This window comes from Butyrivibrio sp. LB2008, assembly GCF_000621565.1.
GTDB lineage: Bacteria > Bacillota > Clostridia > Lachnospirales > Lachnospiraceae > Butyrivibrio.
Genome location: NZ_JHXZ01000018.1, coordinates 31,781 through 52,082 on the forward strand (window position 1 = coordinate 31,781; position 20,302 = coordinate 52,082).

Consider the following 20,302-nt stretch of genomic DNA (forward strand, 5'->3'; position numbering starts at 1 on the left):
AAGAAGGGAGAGGATAAGTAGTGGAAAAGCATTACAGACATGAACTCAAATACAGTATTTCTTATTCTGAGTACATAGCGATGCGAAAACGTCTTCAAAATATAATGATCTCCGATTCACATACGGATTCAAACGGTCTTTACCGGATCAGGAGTATCTATTTTGACAACAGCGATGACAAAGCGCTGCGGGAGAAGATTGATGGTATACAAAAGCGTGAGAAATTTCGCATCAGGTATTACAACGACGATTTTTCTTTTATAACACTTGAAAAGAAAATGAAGATCAATGACCTGTGCCTTAAATATGATGCAAGGATCACCGAAAGCGAGTGCAGAAAGATACTTGCCGGCAATCTTGAATTTATGAAGGAGAGCCCGCATGAGCTTGTAAAAGAGCTGTATGCAAAGATGAGATATCAGCGGCTTGTTCCGAGGGTTTTGGTGTCATATGTGCGGGAACCTTATATATACAAAGCGGGAAACGTCAGGGTTACATTTGATTCAAGGATAAGAACTACTCTTTTTAACAGGGAGTTTCTCACAGAGAATGTCAATGACATAAGCGCAACGGATAACCCGGAGGACATGATATTGGAAGTGAAATATGATGCGTTTCTGCCGTCGGTAATACAAGATCTGATACAGGTTAACGGCATGATGCGGCAGTCGTTTTCCAAATATGGCGCGTGCAGAAGATTTGGGTAAAAAATTCGATACAATAATTAGTTCATTTGAAGGAGGAAATAGTAATGTCATTTAACGATATTTTTAAATCAAGTTTTTTGGAAAGTGTTACACAGTTCTCGGTCGCAGATACACTGATCGGAATGGCTTTTGCACTGGTGATAGGTCTTTTTATCTTTTTGATCTATAAAAAGACATTTAGCGGAGTTATGTATTCAACGGGATTTGCGATGACTCTTGTGGGACTTGCGCTTGTAACCAACCTTGTGATAATGGCTGTTACATCAAACGTTGTGCTGTCACTTGGTATGGTCGGAGCTCTTTCTATCGTGCGTTTCCGTACAGCGATAAAAGAGCCAATGGAGATAGTATTTTTGTTCTGGGCGCTTGCGGCAGGTATAGTAGTCGGAGCGGGAATGATCCCTCTTGCGGTGATCGGTTCCGTGATAATCGGTGTCATACTTGTTCTTTTTGCCAACAAAAAGATTTCAAATGTGCCTTACATACTTATTGTTGATTGCTACGATGAGAGGGCCGAAGAGAACGCTTGCAGCATAATCAAAAAGGCAGTGGATAAGTATATCGTAAAGTCTAAGACCGTTACTGACGATGGAATTGAGCTTACAGTTGAGATACGCACAAAAAATGAGGAAACAGGTTTTGTAAATCATGTAAATGCTGTATCAGGTGTAACAAGTGCTACGCTGGTTGCTTTTAATGGTGAGTACATGAGCTGAAGTTTTATAGGAGGAGCTGATAATGGCTACGAACAAGCACATTGGTAAAATCGTGGTGGTCATCATGGCCATAGCTGTAGTGATATGCCTTCTTGCCGGCGTAATCGTGGGTCAAAGCGATAAATACGCGGAAAACACAAATATTTCGATGGAATATCCAAGCAAGCTTTTTGATATAGATGAAGCTATAAGCGTAAATATCAAGATGGATGAAGATGAATGGAATGAGATGTTGGAAAATTCAATGTCAGAGGAATATTACGTCTGTGATGTTGAGATATGCGGCGAGACATTTAAGAATGTTGCGATACGTCCCAAAGGAAACACATCTCTTTCATCTATAGCAAGGGACCCTGAAACCGACAGATACAGCTTTAAACTGGAATTTGGGCATTTCATGGAAGGGCAGACCTGTTTTGGGCTTGATAAACTTATTCTCAATAATAATTACGCTGACGCCACCAATATGAAAGAAGCAATCGTATATGACATGTTCAATTATATCGGAGCGGCATCGTCTTTATATAATTACGCATCGGTGACGTTAAACGGTGAGTACAAGGGCGCTTATCTTGCTTTGGAAGCTGTTGAAGAGAGCTTTTTGCTTAGAAACTACGGAACACAGAACGGAGAGCTGTATAAACCGGAAAGCATGGGAATGGGCGGCGGAGACGATAAGTCAAAGAATGGCCCCGAAGGCGGACAACTGCCGATTGGAGATTTTAATCCGGAAGATATGCCGGAGATGGGGGATTTCAATCCTTCGAACGCGCCAGGCATGAAGGATATGGAAGGGGGCGATTCGGAGAATTCATCAGATAAGCCTGATATGGGAGATTTTGATCCGACAAATCCACCGTCTAGATCTGACGGTATGGGAAATTCTGGTTCGGATGGCAGTGATGGAGCGGATGATTCGGAATCAGGAAATGAGAATTCGGACAAAAAGGCTCAGAACGGCCCTCCTCAGGGTGGCGGTGGTCCCACGATGGGCGGAAACGGAGGCGCGAATCTGAATTATACAGATGACAATCTCGATAGTTACTCTACAATTTGGGACGGCGAGATTACGGAGACTGCAGACGGAGATCACAGAAGAGTGGTAACTGCGCTTAAGAATATAAGTGAAGGAACAGACCTTGAGAAATACCTTGATGTCGACAATATCCTTAAATACATGGCTGTGCATACATTCTCGGTAAATATGGACAGTCTGTCCGGAAATATGGCGCATAATTATTATCTTTATGAGCATGACGGGAAGCTTAATCTTTTCCCTTGGGATTACAATCTTTCATTTGGAGGAATGTCATTCGGCGGAAGAGACGGAGAAGGCAGCGATAAAGGAACTGAGATGGTAAACGATGCGATCGATACACCGTTCTCTGCAACTGACTTTTTTGATGCACTGCTTGAAAATGAAGAGTACCTCAAGAAATACCACGAGTATCTTGATAAACTTGTGGAAGAATATGTTAATGGCGGAAGATTTGAAGAGACTTATAACAGGATCAGAAGCCGGATAGATACACTTGTTGAAGAGGATCCGACTGCATTCTGCAGCTATGAAGAATATGACGAAGCATGTGAGATGCTGTACAAGGCTGTTACTTTGAGAGCGGAAAGTATCAGTGGACAGCTTGACGGAACAATACCTTCAACCGACGAAGGGCAGAAGCAGGATTCTTCGACGCTCGTTGACGGTTCGGAAATTGATGTCAGCGTTATGGGTCAATTTGGAATGGGAGGCCCCAGCGATGACAACAAGGATGGCGACACCGATTCACAAGATAACAATGCCGTAAAACGTCCCAAGAGAGAACGCGGCAAAGGGCAGGAGGGAATGCAGCCCCCTGAAGAAATGAGGTCACCTGAAGGAATGCAGCCCTCGGAGGGATTTGGACCGATGGGCACAAGCAGGAATTCAGGACCGGATATAAAGAAGATTGCACTGTGCGGGCTTTATATGGCGATCATGGCGGCAGCAGTTATTCTTTTGGCTAAATATAAGAGGCGTAAGATTTGATGATGGCCCAAGTGCTACTGTCACCAAATAAGTCGACTTTATTACTTGCCTAAATTGTTATTTGTTTCGTTGTCGTCAATCGTCGTACCGCCCGGTACGACTCATTCCTTCGTCTCACAAAATAACAATTTATTCTACGTAAAAAGTCGAGTTAATTTGATGACAGCAGCACTAAGTTTTACGTGAGGCCATGCAAATAATCAGGGATATTCACGTAAAAACTTCTGATTATGTGTAGAAGCTGTACGGTGTGAAAAGAGAACATGCACTGCACAGGATCATCGCGTAGAAGCTGTACGGTGTGAAAAAGAGAACGAGCACCACACAGAATCATCGCGTAGAAGCTGTACGGTGTGAAAAAGAGACCAAACACCGCACAGAATCATCGCGTAGAAGCTGTACGGTGCGAAAACTGGAACAAGCACCGTACAGAATCATCGCGGAGAAACTGTACGGTGTGAAAAAGAGAACATGCACCGCCCAGACTCATTGCGTAGAAGCTGTACGGTGCGAAGTAAATCAGGGATATTCACGTAAAATTCTATTGATATGAAGTTTTTACGTGAATCTATGGGAAATCAAAGTAATTCACGTAATTAATGCCGGAAATTGGAGTAACTTTGGAATTCGAATTATACCCGTAAAAATAAGTGAAATGTAGGAATGACTTTACGGACTTAGAATCTGAAAAATTGATTTATACACGTAGAAGTAAGCAAATTTAGGAGTAGTTTTACGGTCATTAAATCCTGGAAAATGATTTATACCCGTTGGAATAAGTGGATGTATGACCGCATGAGAGGGGAACTGCGATGTGAGTCAACACAATTGGCAAGATATGATGACTTAATAAGCGAAAACTGCGATATGAGTCAACACAAATAGCAAGATGGGATGATCTCATGAGCGGAAACAGCAATGTGAGTCAACGCAATTGGCAAGACGGTATGACTTCACAAACGGGAACCGCACTGTGAGTCAATGAATAATCAACAACGTTGTTACCGTAGCCATCGGCGTGCAAAAAGTTGCCAAGTAACTCTTTGTTTTTTATTATGGATATAGATATTTTTTGACTGATTTCGAGAGGGGGCAGACATGGCAGAACTTAAGTGCCCGCATTGCGGACAGGCTTTTACGGTTGATGATACGGAACTTGGTTCCATTATGAAGCAGATCAGGGACAAAGAGTTTGAAAAAGATCTTTCAAATCGCGTTTCTGAGCTGGAAAGGCATTACAGGGAAAAACATGAGCTGGAGCTCGTTGCAAAAGAGAACGAGATTATCTTAAAGAGCAAAGCTCAGTATGAGAAGGAAAAAGAGGATCATCAAAAGGAACTTGATAACCTCAGAGCGCAGCTTAACAAGGCTCTTGAAGAGAAGAGTCTTCTTTCCATGGAAGTAAAGGGCGCTGAGGATAAGACAAAGCTTGCTGTTCTTGAGGCTGTGAGGAAAGTTGAGACAGAAAAGAACGAGCTTGCAAATGCCTTAAATGATGAGAAGCATGAGCTTGAGAATGCCCTCAATCAGGAAAAAGAAAAGGGCAAGATCCTTCTTGAGCAGAAAGAGAAGGAAGTTGAGTTCTATAAAGACTTAAAGACCAAGATGTCAACAAAGATGGTCGGTGAGACGCTTGAGCAGCACTGTGAGATACAGTTCAATCAGCTTCGCGCGACCGCTTTCAGAAATGCGTATTTTGAAAAAGACAATGATGCAAGAAGCGGAAGTAAGGGCGATTATATCTACAGAGAGTGCGATGAGAACGGCGTTGAGATAATCTCGATCATGTTCGAGATGAAGAACGAGATGGATGAGACCGCAACAAAGCACAAGAATGAGGACTTTTTTAAAGAGCTTGATAAGGACCGCAAGGAGAAGAACTGCGAGTATGCCGTACTTGTTTCGCTTCTTGAGAGTGAGAGCGAACTCTACAACGCGGGAATTGTTGATGTTTCCTATAAGTTTGACAAGATGTATGTTGTGAGGCCGCAGTGTTTTATTCCTATAATCACGCTTCTTAGGAATGCTGCGTTCACCGCGCTTGAATACAAGCAGGAGCTTCAGATGGTCCGCAACCAGGATATAGATATTTCCAATTTCGAGGACAGCCTTATGAAGTTCAAGAACGACTTTTCAAGGAACTATGAGATCGCGCACAATCATTTCGACAAGGCAATCGACGAGATAGACAAGACAATACAGCATCTTGAGAAGGTGAAAAAAGAGCTTCTTGGTTCCGACAATCAGCTCAGGATCGCTAACAGCAAGGTTGATGATGTGAGCGTAAAGAAGCTCACGCGAGGCAACCCGACCATGAAGGCAAAGTTCGACGAGCTTAAGTAATCACTAGATTCGGTTTTTTCGAATCGTAGTGTACTACTTAGTTCTGGCGAGCGAATGCGAGAGCAGAACTTCATAAATCACTAGATTCGGTTTTTTCGAATCTTTTTCGAATCGTGCTATAATGGTTCTTGCTGTATTTTTTACAGACAAAATTTTTGAACATCGGAGCTACATTTAAATGTCTACACAGAATAGGAGAGAATATCTTACAACAACACCAATACCGAAGCTTATTATGACTCTTTCTTTTCCGACCATAATAAGTATGCTGGTTACGGGAATTTATAATACGGCGGATACGTTTTTTGTATCGAGGGTTTCAAGTAATTCTGATATAAATACATCGGCTATGGCGGCTGTCGGACTTGCTTTTCCTGTAATGGCGATTATTCAGGCATTCGGATTTTTTTGCGGTCACGGATCGGGGAATTATATTTCCAGAATGCTCGGAGCCGAAAAGCACAAAGAAGCTGATGAGATGGCTTCAACCGGTTTGGCTCTTTCTATAATTTTAGGACTGTTTTTTGCAATAATGGGAAATGTTCTGCTTAATGATATTGTAGGCTTGCTTGGGGCAGACAGTGCGCAGAGTCTTGCATTTACCAAAGATTACATGAGAATCATACTTTTGGGCGCACCGTTTATGATGGCTCAGTTTGTTATAAACAATCAGCTAAGGTTCCAGGGAAGCGCATATTTTGCAATGATCGGTCTTATGAGTGGCGCAGCGATGAACATGGTCCTTGATCCGCTTCTTATCTGGGTATTCCATATGGAAGTAACAGGAGCTGCGATTGCTACTGTAATGGGGCAGATCACAAGCTTTTTTGTCCTTCTTATAGGAACGACAAAGGGCGAGAATATTAAACTTAGCATCAAAAAAATCAAATTGAACGCGCATTATCTTTTCGAAATAGTAAATGGCGGTATTCCTTCACTGTTTAGGCAGGGACTTGCGGCAATAGCAACGCTTGTACTCAATACGCAGGCAGGAATATTTGGACATGACGCTGCTATTGCGGGAATGTCATTGGCAACAAAGATTTTAATGCTCATGGTGTCAGCACTTATCGGTTTTGGTCAGGGATATCAGCCTGTGTGCTCGTTTAACTACGGCGCAGGGCTTACAGCGAGGGTAAAAGAGGGATTTTATTTTTGCTTAAAGTATGCGACGGTTTTCCTTATATGCATGGGCGCGGCATGTTACTTTTTTGCACCGAATCTGATAGGTCTTTTCTCCAAAGACGCAGCTGCTGTGAAGGTTGCTGTTAAGTCGCTCAGATTCCAGTGCATGACGTTATTCTTATCGGCACCGATTATAATGAGCAATATGATGCTTCAGTCTATAGGTAAGGGATTAAAAGCTTCAATTACAGCTTCTGCGAGAAACGGTATCTGCTTTATTCCGATGATACTGCTTCTTCCGAGATTTTTTGGAATTACAGGTGTTGAGATCGCGCAGCCGTGCGCTGACGTTCTTTCCGCAATTATCGCTGTTCCTATGGCATATTCGGAGCTTAGGAAGTTTAAGTGATATAATGTAAGGTATCATAACGATATACATTCATACAATTTCATAGAAGGAGGTATTTTCATGGGTAAACTGTTACTTACAGGTGTTGATGGAAATCTTGGCGCTGAGGCAGCGAGAGTGCTGCTGACATTGGAAGATAAGAGCAATCTTATTTTTTGCGGCTACAGTGAAGATTCACTTAAGGGATTTGCGGCTCAGGGAGTTGAGACACATGTGACGGATTTCAATTATCCCGACGGACTTGCGGAAGCATTTAAGGGTGCAGATGTTCTTGCTCTTATTTCTATGCCTTTTGTAGGTGAAAAGAGACAGAGTGCCCACAGAAATGCTATCGATGCTGCGAAAAAAGCGGGTGTAAAGAAGATTATCTACACATCTCTTGTAAATGCAGGCGATGAGACCAATCCTTCGATTGAAAAGCTGGATCATATCTACACTGAGAACTATGTTAAGAGTGAGGGGCTCGATTATATCTTCCTTCGCAATTCCCAGTATGCAGAGGCTATGATCACCAACTATTTTACATATGTACATGCAAACGCACCGCTTACAAACAGCCAGGGCGACGGACTTATGGCTTACATCTCAAGAAAAGACTGCGCCAAGGCGGTTGCTTACGCACTTCACCGCGCATCCGAATATGATCACGCAACTCTCAATATCAATGGAAAAGAGCTTATGACTATCACGAAGTTTGTCGAGATCGGTAACAAAGAGACCGGCAACAACATAAGCTACAAGGCAGTTACCGATGAAGAAAATTACAAGATCTTTGATGCGATGGGAGTTCCGAGAACTACAGACGGTGTTTTCCAAAAGGGAAGTGAAGCGCCGTTCTCAAGCGACGGCATGGTAACCTTCGCCCAGGCAATCAGAGAAGGCAAGATGGCGGTTCACACCGATGACTTCAAGAAACTCACAGGTGACGATCCCATCACGGTTGATTTCATGTTTGCTCACAGCGATGACTTCCAGATCGGCGAGAGACATTCGAAAGACAAGAAGTGATATAAGCAGTTCAAAATAATCGATTGACACATTAAACCAAAGAATATTAATATATAAAAAGTGAACGGCAAGGGCGCCTTTAACACGAGCAGGAGTGCTCGCTGTTTAGGGCGTCTTTTTATTTGATAGGAAATTCCTATCAAATAAAAAACGCTCCGCTATGGATGCGCAGAGCATTTTAATACATTTTTGCAATGGAGGTCAAAATGAGCAAATATACCAAAGAAGACATTTTCCGTATCGTTGAGGAAGAGGACGTAGCATTTATAAGGCTTCAGTTCTGCGATATCTTCGGCATTCCCAAAAACATTGCCATAGCTGCAAGCCAGCTTGAATGTGCGCTTAACAACGAGTGCATGTTTGATGGTGTGTCGGTTGAAGGTTTTGTCAGAAGCGACGAGAGCGATATGTATCTGTATCCCGATCTTGACAGCTTCGAGATATATCCATGGAGACCGCAGTCCGGCAAGGTCGCGAGAATGTTCTGTAACGTCTATACGGTTGACGGCAAGCCTTTCATGGGCGATTCCAGAAATGTTCTTCATGAGGTGGTAAAAAAAGCTGAGAAAATGGGGCTTAATTTCAAACTCAATCCCGAGCCTGAATTCTTCCTTTTTGACTTTGATGACGAGGGAAGACCGACAAACAAGACCCATGAAAAAGGCGGATATTTTGACGTTGCGCCCGCAGATCAGGGAGAAAACGTAAGAAGAGATATAATCCTTAACCTCGAAGAACTCGGCTTTGATATCTCATCTTCACATCATGAGATTGCTCCTGCGCAGCATGAGATTGACTTCAGAGAAGAAGATGCAGAGCGAACTGCAGATATGATCATGACCTTCAGAATGGCAGTAAAGACAATTGCCAAGAAGCACGGACTCTATGCGACATTTATGCCCAAGCCCACTGAGGGAATCAGCGGATCCGGCATGCATATCAACATCATCGCACATGATGATGGCGGAAAGAATATATTTGTCGATGATAAGGGCGGACTTTCGGAAACAGCCAAGTACTTTATCGCCGGCGTGCTCAGCCACGTTAAGGCAATGACACTTGTGACCAATCCTATCGTCAATTCATATAAAAGACTTGTTCCGGGCTATGATGCACCGGTCAATATATCATGGTCTTCTTCGGGCGCCAACAGAAGCGCTCTTATAAGAATACCTTCAAAGCGCGGACAGGATACCAAGATTGAACTTAGAAATCCTGATTCCACCTGCAATCCTTACCTTGCGATCGCACTTATCCTGGCAGCAGGTATGGATGGAATTGAAAAGAAAATGACTCCTCCTGAGGAACTTAGCGACAACCTCAAGAACGCAACCTACGACGACCTCAGAGAAAGCGGACTTGAGACACTTCCCATGACACTTGGAGAAGCAATCGAAGCATATCAGGATGATGAATTTGTAAAAGAAGTCCTCGGAAGTTCCATATTCAACAAGATACTTGATGCAAAGCGCAAAGAGTGGAAAGATTTCCGCACCTGCGTAACACAGTGGGAGATTGGGAGATACCTTAACATATTCTGAAAAAAGGTAGATTCGTCGGTACGTTGAATAAAATTTGTGGAAATTTGAGGCTTATTTGTGAATATAATCATTGCGTTTGCGAAATCGGATGATGCGCAAAATTTTAAAAGCATATTAAGCCGTGGCGGATATGACGGAATGATCACCTGCACTTCGGGAGCGCAGGCTCTTTCTGCTATGGAAGATTTTGGAAGCGGAGTCGTAATTTGCGGCTACCGCTTAAATGACATGCTCTACAGCGAGCTTGCCGAGGATCTTCCCAGGTTCTTTCAGATGCTGATGATCGCATCGCCGGACAAAGCACCTCTTGATAGCTGCGGAGACAAGCTGGTTTATCTGCCGACTCCGCTTAAGAAGTCGGATCTTTTTTTCACACTTGAACTCATGCTCGAGGGCGTGACACGAAGTAGAAAGAAAGCCAAAGAGAAGGCCAAGCAGGCGGGGCGTTCCGACGAGGAGAAAAAGATCATAAATCAGGCAAAAGAGATCCTGATGGACAGGCACCATATGACAGAGCCTGAGGCGCACAGATACCTGCAGAAATGTGCGATGGATTCGGGAACGAATCTCAGAGAGACCGCGGAAATGGTCATTTCGCTGTCGGCTATATAATATGTATTTTTTGATAAAAAATTACAGAAACTCGCGTTTTTATGCATGATAAAGTGCAATAATCCGTGAAATGTGGTAAAATATCTCATCGTTATAAAATTTAATAGGAAAAGAAAATATACTGATGCGGAATTTTTATCACACAATAATAATAAATCTTCACAGAATTATATTTTATCTTATTAAGTCTAATTTATGGCTGAGACATATTGAGAAACACTCAGAGGAAGACAGATACGCTCTTGCAAACGAGATGGTCACATGTATGAACAAGTCATCGGGATACCAAACCATTGCTTACGGGTATGAGAACCTTCCCAAGGAAGGCGGGTATATGCTGTATCCCAACCATCAGGGCAAGTACGATGTCCTTGGAATATTCAATACTCACAAGAGTCCGCTCTCATTCGTGATGGATGAAAAGAGATCACATCTGGTGCTGGTCTCGGAATTTCTCAGGCTTGTGGAAGGCAAGACAATCGAATTAAACGATCCAAGACATACCATAACAGTTTTTAAAGAGATGGCGGAGGAGCTTAAGAGGGGCAGGAAATTCATTCTTTTTCCCGAGGGAGGCTACAAGGAAAATAACGGAAATGTCGTGGAACCTTTTAAGGCGGGGAGCTTTAAGGTTGCGCAGATGGCGAAAGTTCCGATTGTTCCGGTGGCCCTTGTGGATTCTTATAAGGTGTATAACAGCGACCACGTAGGCCCTGTTACAACATATGTCTATTACCTTACCCCAATAAGCTATGATGAATACAAAGATATGCGCAGTCACGAGATTGCGGAAAAAGTAGAGAAGATCATCAAAGACAAGATCGCAGAGCATCTTGAGAAAAATAATTAGTATCTTCCGGAGGAAGTGATGAATAAGCTTTTTGCCATATTTGCGGCAGTAATTCTTATTGCCGGTGTCCTGGTATTTACACACGGCGAGCTCAACAAAGACAGCGAAGACGAGCCTGAGACCTATCGTTGGATGAGAATATTAGGTGTAATACTGATAATAATAGCGATTGCATGTGCGATATTATGTAAAAACATGTTTTGAAATGTGTTCCCTTTTTATAATATGAGGTGTAAAATATAACGTAATTAAGCAAATTATATTATGAGGGAGGGAATACAATGGCAGCAACAACTATTAAGACTAAGGTTGAAATTCAGTACGAGGATCTTACGGTTACAGGGGATCAGCTTATTTCAAAGGCTAAGAAAGCGTATGGAAAGAAGGATATCAAGGACCTTAACATCTACGTTAAGCCTGAAGAGAGAATGGGCTACTACGTTGTAAACGGAAGTGAAAACGGTTCTTTCGACCTTTAATATTACGAATGAAACAGATCTGATCGCAGACGGGAAAGTACGCTTTTTCGTCTGTTTTCTTTTGCGGAAAACATGGTATTATAATATGGTTAAAGTGTGACCTTGGAAGGACAATCATTTGGGCAAAAAAAACATTTCAGATAAGCAGAAACTTAATATTGCCATGCTTGGACATAAACGCGTTCCTTCTAGAGAAGGCGGTGTCGAGGTTGTAGTGACCGAGCTGTCTACGAGAATGGCTAAGCTTGGACACAAAGTAACCTGCTACAACAGACAAGGACATCATGTGGCGGGCGAAGAATACGACTCTTTTGCGGGAAATACGTATGAAGGAGTAAGGCTCGTCAATGTCCCCACGATAAACAGAAAAGGACTTGCGGCGGCGACGTCTTCGTTATTCGGAGCGATAAAGGTCGCTTTCGGCAAATATGATGTGGTGCACTTTCACGCAGAGGGGCCTTGCGCAACGATGTGGATTCCCAAACTCATGGGGAAAAGATGCATTGCGACCGTTCACGGACTTGACCATCAGAGGCAGAAGTGGAGCAGGTTTGCAAGCGCATATATAATGATGGGTGAGAAAGCCGCAGTAAAGCATGCGGATGAGATAATAGTCCTGAGCAAAAATGTGCAGAAGTACTTCCTTGATAAGTATGGAAGAAAAACTGTTTACATACCTAACGGAGTAAACAGACCGGTTCTCACGGAGCCGCATAATATCAAGAAAAAATACGGACTTGATAAAGATGATTATATTCTCTTTTTGGGAAGACTCGTTCCCGAGAAGGGCTTGGAATACCTTATAAAAGCATTTATGGAACTTGATACGGACAAAAAGCTTGTGGTTGCGGGAAGTAGCAGCGATACACAGGAATTTGTCGACAGAATACATAAGCTTGCGAGCAAAGATGACAGGATAATCTTTACAGGATTCGTTCAGGGAAGGATGCTTTCGGAGCTTCTGAGTAACAGCTACCTGTACGTGATCCCATCGGACCTTGAGGGAATGCCGCTTACTCTGCTTGAAGCAATGAGCTACGGCAATTGCTGCCTGACATCCGATATTCCGGAATGCATAGAAGTGTGCGGAGGAAAGGCACTTTCTTTTAGGAAAAGTGATGTAAAGGATTTAAGAGATAAGCTAAGGATGCTTATTGACGACGAGGAGAAGGTGAAAGAGTACCGCAAGGAAGCCTCGGAATATGTTTGCGAGCATTATAACTGGGAAAGAATTGTTGATGAGACGATAAAGGTTTATAAAGGGCTTTAAAGGGCTGGAAATTTAAGAGTAAAGTGCTGATTGATGCGCTATAGAAGAAAGAAGGATACAGATGGAGAAACTTGCAATAAACGGAGGTACTCCGGTAAGAAAAGAAAAAATTTATTACGGCAGACAGTGGATAGATGAAGATGACGTAAAGGCTGTGACAGAGGCTCTTACGGATGACCTTATTACATGCGGCCCCCGCGTTGCGGCACTTGAGAAAAAACTCTGCGAAGTAACAGGAGCAAAATACGCTGTGGCTGTAAGTAACGGCACGGCTGCACTTCACTGCGCATGCCTTGCTGCAGGAATCGGAGAGGGAGATGAAGTGATAACATCACCGATCACATTTGCGGCATCCGCAAACTGTGCGGTTTATGTCGGAGCGACGCCTGTTTTTGCAGATATCGATCCTGAGACTTACAACATAGATCCCGCAAGCATTGAGGCACATATCACAGATAAGACCAAAGCTGTGGTTGCGGTTGCATATACGGGACAGTCTGTTGATTATGCAAGGATACAGAAAATCTGCGACAAGCACGGACTTACACTTATCACCGATGCGGCTCATGCGATAGGAACCAAGTACAACGGACAGCCTGTGGGCTCTATAGGCGATATGACCTGCTTTAGCTTCCATCCTGTTAAGACGGTAACTTCGGGAGAGGGCGGAGCGATTACAACGAATGATCCGGAGCTTTTCAGAAAGCTTAAGCTCGCATCGCAGCATGGAATTGTGAGAAATGCCGATGAATTTGTGCATGAAGCGGACGGCATCTGGTACTATGAGATGCAGGAACTTGGCTTCAATTATAGACTTACCGATATTCAAGCGGCTCTTTTGATAAGCCAGCTTAATAAGCTTCAGAAATTCTCTGACAGAAGAAAAGAGATTGTAAAAAAATACGATGAAGCTTTTAAGGATATACCTGAGATAATCGTACAGAAAGAGATCCCTGAGTCGGATACAACAAGACATCTGTATGTGATACAGCTTGACCTTGATAAGCTTAAATGCAACAGAAGAGAGTTCTTTGAAGCTCTTTCTGCAGAGAATGTTCAGCCTCAGGTTCATTATGTGCCTGTTTACTACTTCCCGTTTTATGAGAATAGAGGGTATAAGAAAGGTCTTTGCCCCAATGCAGAGAAGCTATACAACGGAATGATGAGTATACCTCTTTATCCGCTTATGACAGACAGCGATGTGGATGACGTTATAGCAGCGGTTAAAAAGCTTGTTGAAAACTATAAAATTTGAATTGTGCAGTGCGATAACTAAATATAGACAAGGTTTCGTAAAATGAATTAAAATTGTTTTGTAGAAGTGAGTTAATGGTTGGATTTATTATATATGCATATGCAGAAAGGAGAACCACTATGTACGAACAGATTAAATTACCCTATGCTACAAATGCTCTTGAACCCCACATTGACCAGCTTACGGTTGAGACACATCACGGTAAGCACCACGCCACTTATACCAAGACTTTTAATGAACTTGCAGAAAAAGCAGGAATGAGTAATCTCAGTGCGGAGGAACTCCTTGCATCACTTGATAAGGTTTCTGATGAGACTTTGAGAAAAGGACTCAGAAATCAGGGTGGTGGGTATTATAACCACAACCTTTATTTTGAGATGTTTTCACCAAGCCCTGCAAAAGCTCCTTCGGGAAAACTTGCAGAGGAGATCGACAAGACTTTCGGCAGTCTCGATGCGCTTAAAGAGCAGCTTTCAAAGGCAGCAGCAGGTCAGTTCGGTTCCGGATGGGCATGGCTTTCGACAGATAAGAGCGGAAAGCTCACTGTTTCAGCATCTCCCAATCAGGACAATCCGATAAGCGAGGGCAAAGGGCTTATCCCGATTGTTGCACTCGATGTCTGGGAGCATGCATATTATCTTAAATACAAGAATCTTCGTCCCGACTACATCAAGGCATTCTTCGAGATCCTTGACTGGGGCAAAGTTTCCGAAAGATACAACAAAATTATCGGAGCATAAATAATTGAGGCTGTCGCATTAGTGTGGCAGCCTTTCGTTACGCTCGGCCGCAAAGGGAGACATTCGGGAATTCGCTGTGTACGTCTGCGCAGTGATTTTCATGAATTTCTAAAAGCAGGAACCGCCGACTTTCACGTTGTTCAGAGCAGTCGTCGGTTCCTGCTTTTAGAAATTTTGAAAATCATCTTGCTCGTCCGAAGACAGCGAATTTCCGAATGTCTCCCTTTGCGGCTGGGCTGTCTATGAAATGGCGGGCAAAAGTAAAACCGAACTTTGGGAAGTTCGGTTTTGTGATTGCTGAATATTTATTTGGTTACGGCACGTACTTTTGTGCCGGAAGTTGTAACAGACACATCGTATTCAGGGGAAGTTGAAACGATTTTGCCGTTTACTTCCCAACCGGTGAAAGATGCATTATCGGAAGAGAATGATAAGTGTACGGGGTGCTCTGTTAAATAGTTGCCTTTCCATGTGGTGCTTAGGTTATTGAAGGAAAGGGTGTTTATCTTTATTTCATAGTCTGATGAGCAGTTACAGGAAACGCTGAGGCTTCCGACTTTATCTTTTAGTTCCAATTCGTTTAAAAGATATTCCTGCATGTATTTAGGTCTTTCGGTGAAAAAGTCTGCTATGACTTTTATGTCTACAGCAAAGTCTTCTTCTGTGTAAGGAGGGGTAAAATCGTCATTTGGATCGTAGCTGTCTACTACGAGAGGGCCGCGGAAGCGTTTGTGGGATTTTACGTCACCTTCTTTAAACTCTTTGGCACGGGCGTTGAGTTTGGGAAGAACGTTGTCAGGGTTAAAATTGTAATTCATCATGTCCATAAATGTGGATGCGAAACGGCCCTTAAATTCCTTGTTTTCAATCAGTGCACAAAGAAGTGTATCATTTAAAAGCGGGTTGGAATCACGCCACTGGCCGTCGATGAATGAATCCATGGAAGGATTTGTCCTGTTTGTTATAAGGTTTGTGGATTCATCGAGGTCGTAGAGGAGCCAGCGCCATTTGCAATCGCCGTAGGTGCTTCCGTCAGGTGTTATCGTTCTCCAAAGAGCAAGATTGTTGGAGAAAGAATCGGAGTTTGCGACGTATATTTCTGTTATGTAATAATCAATCATGCTCTGAATGTCTATTCTGTCGGAAATCCATTTGTAGTTTTCAGGGACAGTCAGATCGTTTGATGCGGCAAAATCAAGTATCTCCGTAAAATATGAAGTATCCTCGGGATTATCGGTATTTGTGTTAAAAACGTCCTCGGTGTTTTTTATTATAAGGACATTGTCGGGAGAGACGTTGTAGTGAGTGCTTACATAATCTTCGCTGATAGTTTCCTGTATGACGTACAGTCCCCAGTATTCTCCGTTTATAAATACTTCGCACGGAATTCCTTTCTGGGTTCCGATGTTTCTGTCTTCCACAAGGCTTTGACAGAATACGTCACGCATCTTTGTGACAAAAAGATCTGTTGAACCTCCGGAGCGAAGCATGAGTTTGGATTGTAATCCGGTTCCGTCTTTGAAAAAGTCATACTTAAATGCCTCGTTATTGTCATATTCGGGACGGGCATACATGTTGAAACTTTTCTGGTTTTCTGCAACGGACCATCCGCCATGTATTCTCAAACCTATTTTTTGTTCGAATTCTTTTTTGTGCTCGGGAGAAAGAAATTCAATCTCCGCAGGTCTTTCCCAGCCTCGTCCCTCCTTGGCATAGTTGGGAGAGTCATATATGAAGGACTGAGGATCTGCGTCATATTTGGCTGTCTTAAGATCCATGGCTTTTCCTATGCAGTATATGCCTTTCTCATAGTTAAAAAGATCTTCCGGATCCATTGAGATTGACATTATGGCTGTGTTCTTGTAGCCGTAGGAATCAAGGCCTACATAATACGTTTCTGAAGCAACCTGACTTTTTCCTCTTGAAGATATTGCGACTGCTTTTAACACAGTGGCTTTGTCTACGTTATAGTCGGGAAGATAGGTGTTTTCATAAGCAATATTATCGATGTTTGAATAGATATTTGGCTCACTTGTCCTGTTTGTAACGGTTATGGGGCCTTCATATTTAAGCGAGTTTTCAGTCGGAACAGATCCGTCAAGTGTGTAGTAGATGTCACCTTTTGGGGCCGATAATGAAACGCTTATCTCATTGTCAAACCATCCGCCTTCTACAGAAAATGTGGGTGATTTAATCTGAGGAACTTCGCGGATCTTGGATTCAGGAACATAGTAGGGCGTTGCGTCGCAGATAAAAAATTTCCCGAGATTACTGAGAGAAGAGGAATATGCTTTGTTATCGGGAAGGCTGCCCGGAATGCCCACTCTTGTAATGATTTTTTTGTCAGGTGATGAGAGAATGACCTGTTCTCCGTTTGAAAATCTGAAAGGAACGTCATGAATATCAGAGGGACGGAAGTCTTCTTTGTACATCGAAGTATCATCGATATTGGGGCTGGACCAAACCATTACGGTCTGCTGCGGCTCAAGCGTATAGTCTTGGAAAATGAACTTTTCGAGGTCGCGCTTGTTATCAGAAAGAGCCCATCCACTCAGATTGACGGGGGCATCGGAATTATTATACAGTTCTACATAGTCGGCGCCGTAATTGGCGTTATCATCGTAAGCTGCGGATATATTTTTGGCACATACTTCTGTGATGCGGATAGGAGATCTTTTTTCAGGGAAAAATTTGCAAAAAAATGCCAAAAGGCATAGAAATACTATGGATGCAAGTATTAAGATGATTCTTTTTATTTTAACTGAATTTATAGTAGTCATAACAGTAACATTTTATTGTAAAAACATAGTGATGACAAGAGGTTCGGGGCGCTGAGAAATTTATATGAAGGTTATCGCACTTCACACTGTGGAAGAGAGTATGATAAACATGATATAGTTATTGATGAAAATATATCCAGGCGGAGATTTATATTGTATGAGAATTCTTATGGTCAATAAGTTCCTCTATCCAAACGGAGGATCTGAAACATATATATTTAAGCTGGGCGAAGCTCTTATTAAGATGGGGCATGAAGTCCAGTATTTTGGCATGGAACACAAGGGAAGGTGCGTTGGGAATGCGGTAGGTGCGTACACATCGGACATGGATTTCCACGGGGGCAGCAAATTAAGTAAGCTTACTTATCCCATAAAGACAATATACAGCACGGAAGCGAGGAAAAAGATAAGGCTTGTCCTCGATGATTTTAAGCCCGATGTTGTTCATTTAAACAACTTTAATTACCAGCTTACGCCGTCTGTAATCCTTGAGGTTGTTAAGTGGAGAAAAGAAAATTCAAGAGAGTGCAAGATTTTCTTTACTGCGCATGATTATCAGCTTCTTTGCCCGAATCATATGTTTAATAATCCCAAGACACATGAGAACTGCGAGAAGTGCGTCGGAGGACACTTTGCCAATTGTGTGAAGGGAAGATGCATACACGGCTCGGCGGCTAAGTCTGCGGTGGGAGCTATGGAGGCAGTCTTCTGGAAGATTAAGGGGACATACAAGTACATTGATAAGATAATCTGCTGCTCGGAGTTTATGAAGACCAAGATGGATACCAATCCTGTGTTCGCGGGCAAGACTGTGGCGATGCACAATTTTATTACGCATGCGGAGAAAGGCCCTACAGATGATAAGCAGGCAGGGGATAGATATGTTTTGTACTTTGGAAGGTTTTCGTGGGAAAAAGGTGTCAGAACACTGATCGATGCGTGTAAAGAGCTGCCGGATATAAGATTTATCTTCGCAGGAAACGGTGAGTATGCGGAGGAAATCGAGAAACTTTCCAATTGCAAAAATGTTGGATTTAAGACAGGCGATGAACTTGATAGAATAATAAGAAATGCAGAGTTTACGGTATGTCCGTCGGAATGCTATGAAAACTGTCCGTTCTCTGTAATGGAGAGCCAGGAGAGGTTAGTGCCTGTAATAGGAGCGAATATTGGTGGTATTCCGGAACTTGTTGAAGATGGAAAGACAGGAAGGCTGTTTACAAGCGGAGATTCAAAGGAGCTTAAAGAGGTAATAAGAAAGCTTTGGGAAAACTCTGAGGAATTGGACAGATATAGAGAAAAACTTAAGGAATTAAATAGGCTTGACGCAGATGAATACGCAGAGGAACTAATCGCTATAGTAAATGAGATAAAATAATTGGTAGAATGAGATTATTCATAGGAGGACAAATGGCTCTTAATCACAAAGATGATTTATTTATGCTGCAAGTCAGATTGTTTCGACTTGCGCAGATAAAGTGGGATATGGATGCAGTTAATTGTGAGAAAATATTCGATGAATTTGAAGTAAATGATTATATTGCAACATGCTATGAAGAGTACCATGTCCAAGGCGATGAAGCAAATTTAAATGATATAGAGAAGTACCTTCGTGGTAAAGGAGTTAAGATATGATTATAGAAGCGGGGAAGAGGCTATATCATGGCAGTTATGTAATTGTAGATAAGCCGGATCTTGCAAAGTGTGAGGTGGGAAAAGACTTTGGAAAAGGCTTTTATTTGACTACTGATATTGATCAAGCAAGGAGATTTGTAAAGTCTTCAATAGGAAAGGCTTCAAAGAACGGATATTGTGACAAAAACCAGGATAGGGGCTATGTATCTGTTTTTGAATTTGACAGTGTCGAGAGTATATTGCATTACGAGTTTGAAACTGCTGACAGAGAATGGCTTCATTGTGTGGCTATGCATAGAAGAAATGGCTTATTTACAGAACAGCTTAAGAAATGGAACGGATATGATGTTATTGCCGGAAAGATAGCCAATGATAATACAAACCAGGTTATTACGGCATATATTAATGGGGTGTATGGAAAAGTCGGTAGTGATGTTGCAGATAGGACGGCTATAGCGCTTCTTATGCCTGAAAAGCTTACGGACCAGATATGTATAAGGACAGAAACGGCGCTTCATAGTCTAGGATTTGTCGGATCGGAAACAGTTGATTTTAAAAGGTAGGTCATAATATGAAAGTAAGTAAATATGAGTATACAATGGAATTGCTTGCGGCAATGGCATCTATGAATCTTGCTAAGGAAAAGAAGATATCCAGAACAAAGGCCTTTTTTCAATTTATGAAGTCAGAGACGGCGGATATGTTGTTTGATGAAGATACGGACATGTGGATGAACGGCCCTGACTATATCGCGGATGAATACAGACGTGAGATGAAGGCAAAGAAAACAAGAATCTGAGGGATTG

General features: G+C 42.5%; 19 protein-coding genes. 18 read left to right on the forward strand and 1 reads right to left on the reverse strand.

Going from position 1 to position 20,302, the window contains the following annotated elements; all coding sequences use genetic code 11:
* Nucleotides 1-20: 20 nt before the first annotated feature.
* The 14 genes from T356_RS0106860 (at nt 21) to T356_RS0106925 (ending at nt 15,081) form a co-directional block, all read left to right on the forward strand.
* Nucleotides 21-707, forward strand: coding sequence for a polyphosphate polymerase domain-containing protein (locus tag T356_RS0106860; RefSeq protein ID WP_026513861.1), 687 nt, complete (start codon nt 21-23; stop codon nt 705-707).
* A gap of 44 nt (nt 708-751) precedes the next feature.
* Nucleotides 752-1,423 (forward strand): DUF4956 domain-containing protein, encoded by a 672-nt coding sequence (locus T356_RS0106865; protein WP_026513862.1) that lies wholly within the window; start codon nt 752-754, stop codon nt 1,421-1,423.
* A gap of 22 nt (nt 1,424-1,445) precedes the next feature.
* A complete protein-coding gene (locus T356_RS18670) occupies nt 1,446-3,449 on the forward strand; it encodes a CotH kinase family protein (protein WP_051563222.1) in 2,004 nt (667 codons plus the stop codon).
* Between the two features lie 1,098 nt (nt 3,450-4,547).
* A complete protein-coding gene (locus T356_RS0106875) occupies nt 4,548-5,792 on the forward strand; it encodes a DUF2130 domain-containing protein (RefSeq protein ID WP_026513863.1) in 1,245 nt (414 codons plus the stop codon).
* Nucleotides 5,793-5,970: 178 nt separating this feature from the next.
* On the forward strand, nt 5,971-7,326 hold the full coding sequence (locus tag T356_RS0106880) for an MATE family efflux transporter (RefSeq protein WP_026513864.1): 1,356 nt from the start codon (nt 5,971-5,973) through the stop codon (nt 7,324-7,326).
* Nucleotides 7,327-7,386: 60 nt separating this feature from the next.
* The gene (locus T356_RS0106885; RefSeq protein WP_026513865.1) at nt 7,387-8,334 is read left to right on the forward strand and encodes an NmrA family NAD(P)-binding protein; all 948 of its coding nucleotides are present in this window, start codon (nt 7,387-7,389) and stop codon (nt 8,332-8,334) included.
* A 206-nt stretch (nt 8,335-8,540) separates the two neighbouring features.
* Complete coding sequence (glnA, locus tag T356_RS0106890) at nt 8,541-9,875, forward strand: type I glutamate--ammonia ligase (RefSeq protein ID WP_026513866.1); 1,335 nt, start codon at nt 8,541-8,543, stop codon at nt 9,873-9,875.
* 57 nt (nt 9,876-9,932) lie between these two features.
* On the forward strand, nt 9,933-10,487 hold the full coding sequence (locus T356_RS0106895) for an ANTAR domain-containing response regulator (RefSeq protein ID WP_026513867.1): 555 nt from the start codon (nt 9,933-9,935) through the stop codon (nt 10,485-10,487).
* Between the two features lie 124 nt (nt 10,488-10,611).
* Nucleotides 10,612-11,337: a lysophospholipid acyltransferase family protein gene (locus T356_RS0106900; protein WP_026513868.1), complete on the forward strand. Its 726-nt coding sequence runs from the start codon at nt 10,612-10,614 to the stop codon at nt 11,335-11,337.
* Nucleotides 11,338-11,355: 18 nt separating this feature from the next.
* Entirely contained in the window at nt 11,356-11,541 is a 186-nt protein-coding gene (locus T356_RS0106905; protein WP_026513869.1) for a hypothetical protein, read from the forward strand.
* A gap of 77 nt (nt 11,542-11,618) precedes the next feature.
* Nucleotides 11,619-11,816 (forward strand): DUF6465 family protein, encoded by a 198-nt coding sequence (locus T356_RS0106910; RefSeq protein ID WP_026513870.1) that lies wholly within the window; start codon nt 11,619-11,621, stop codon nt 11,814-11,816.
* A gap of 118 nt (nt 11,817-11,934) precedes the next feature.
* A complete protein-coding gene (locus T356_RS0106915) occupies nt 11,935-13,086 on the forward strand; it encodes a glycosyltransferase family 4 protein (protein WP_242846573.1) in 1,152 nt (383 codons plus the stop codon).
* A gap of 61 nt (nt 13,087-13,147) precedes the next feature.
* Nucleotides 13,148-14,341: a UDP-4-amino-4,6-dideoxy-N-acetyl-beta-L-altrosamine transaminase gene (gene pseC / locus T356_RS0106920; RefSeq protein ID WP_051563224.1), complete on the forward strand. Its 1,194-nt coding sequence runs from the start codon at nt 13,148-13,150 to the stop codon at nt 14,339-14,341.
* Between the two features lie 119 nt (nt 14,342-14,460).
* Nucleotides 14,461-15,081 carry a superoxide dismutase gene (locus tag T356_RS0106925; protein ID WP_026513873.1) on the forward strand — a complete coding sequence of 207 codons (621 nt, stop codon included), beginning with the start codon at nt 14,461-14,463 and terminating at the stop codon, nt 15,079-15,081.
* 305 nt (nt 15,082-15,386) lie between these two features.
* Here the strand turns inward: T356_RS0106925 and T356_RS0106930 are convergent, their stop codons facing one another.
* Nucleotides 15,387-17,861, reverse strand: a complete 2,475-nt coding sequence (locus tag T356_RS0106930) for a CotH kinase family protein (protein WP_026513874.1) — start codon at nt 17,859-17,861, stop codon at nt 15,387-15,389.
* A gap of 157 nt (nt 17,862-18,018) precedes the next feature.
* On the opposite strand from T356_RS0106930, the gene T356_RS0106935 reads away from it, so the two are divergent.
* Genes T356_RS0106935 through T356_RS0106950 form a run of 4 tightly spaced genes read left to right on the forward strand, consistent with a single transcriptional unit; the run spans nt 18,019 to nt 20,295 of the window.
* Nucleotides 18,019-19,239 (forward strand): glycosyltransferase family 4 protein, encoded by a 1,221-nt coding sequence (locus tag T356_RS0106935; protein ID WP_026513875.1) that lies wholly within the window; start codon nt 18,019-18,021, stop codon nt 19,237-19,239.
* A gap of 32 nt (nt 19,240-19,271) precedes the next feature.
* Entirely contained in the window at nt 19,272-19,496 is a 225-nt protein-coding gene (locus tag T356_RS0106940; RefSeq protein ID WP_035780632.1) for a DUF3791 domain-containing protein, read from the forward strand.
* Complete coding sequence (locus T356_RS0106945; RefSeq protein WP_026513877.1) at nt 19,493-20,059, forward strand: DUF3990 domain-containing protein; 567 nt, start codon at nt 19,493-19,495, stop codon at nt 20,057-20,059. Before T356_RS0106940 ends, T356_RS0106945 begins: the two co-directional genes overlap by 4 nt.
* 8 nt (nt 20,060-20,067) lie before the next feature.
* Nucleotides 20,068-20,295: a hypothetical protein gene (locus T356_RS0106950; RefSeq protein ID WP_026513878.1), complete on the forward strand. Its 228-nt coding sequence runs from the start codon at nt 20,068-20,070 to the stop codon at nt 20,293-20,295.
* Nucleotides 20,296-20,302 lie beyond the last annotated feature (7 nt).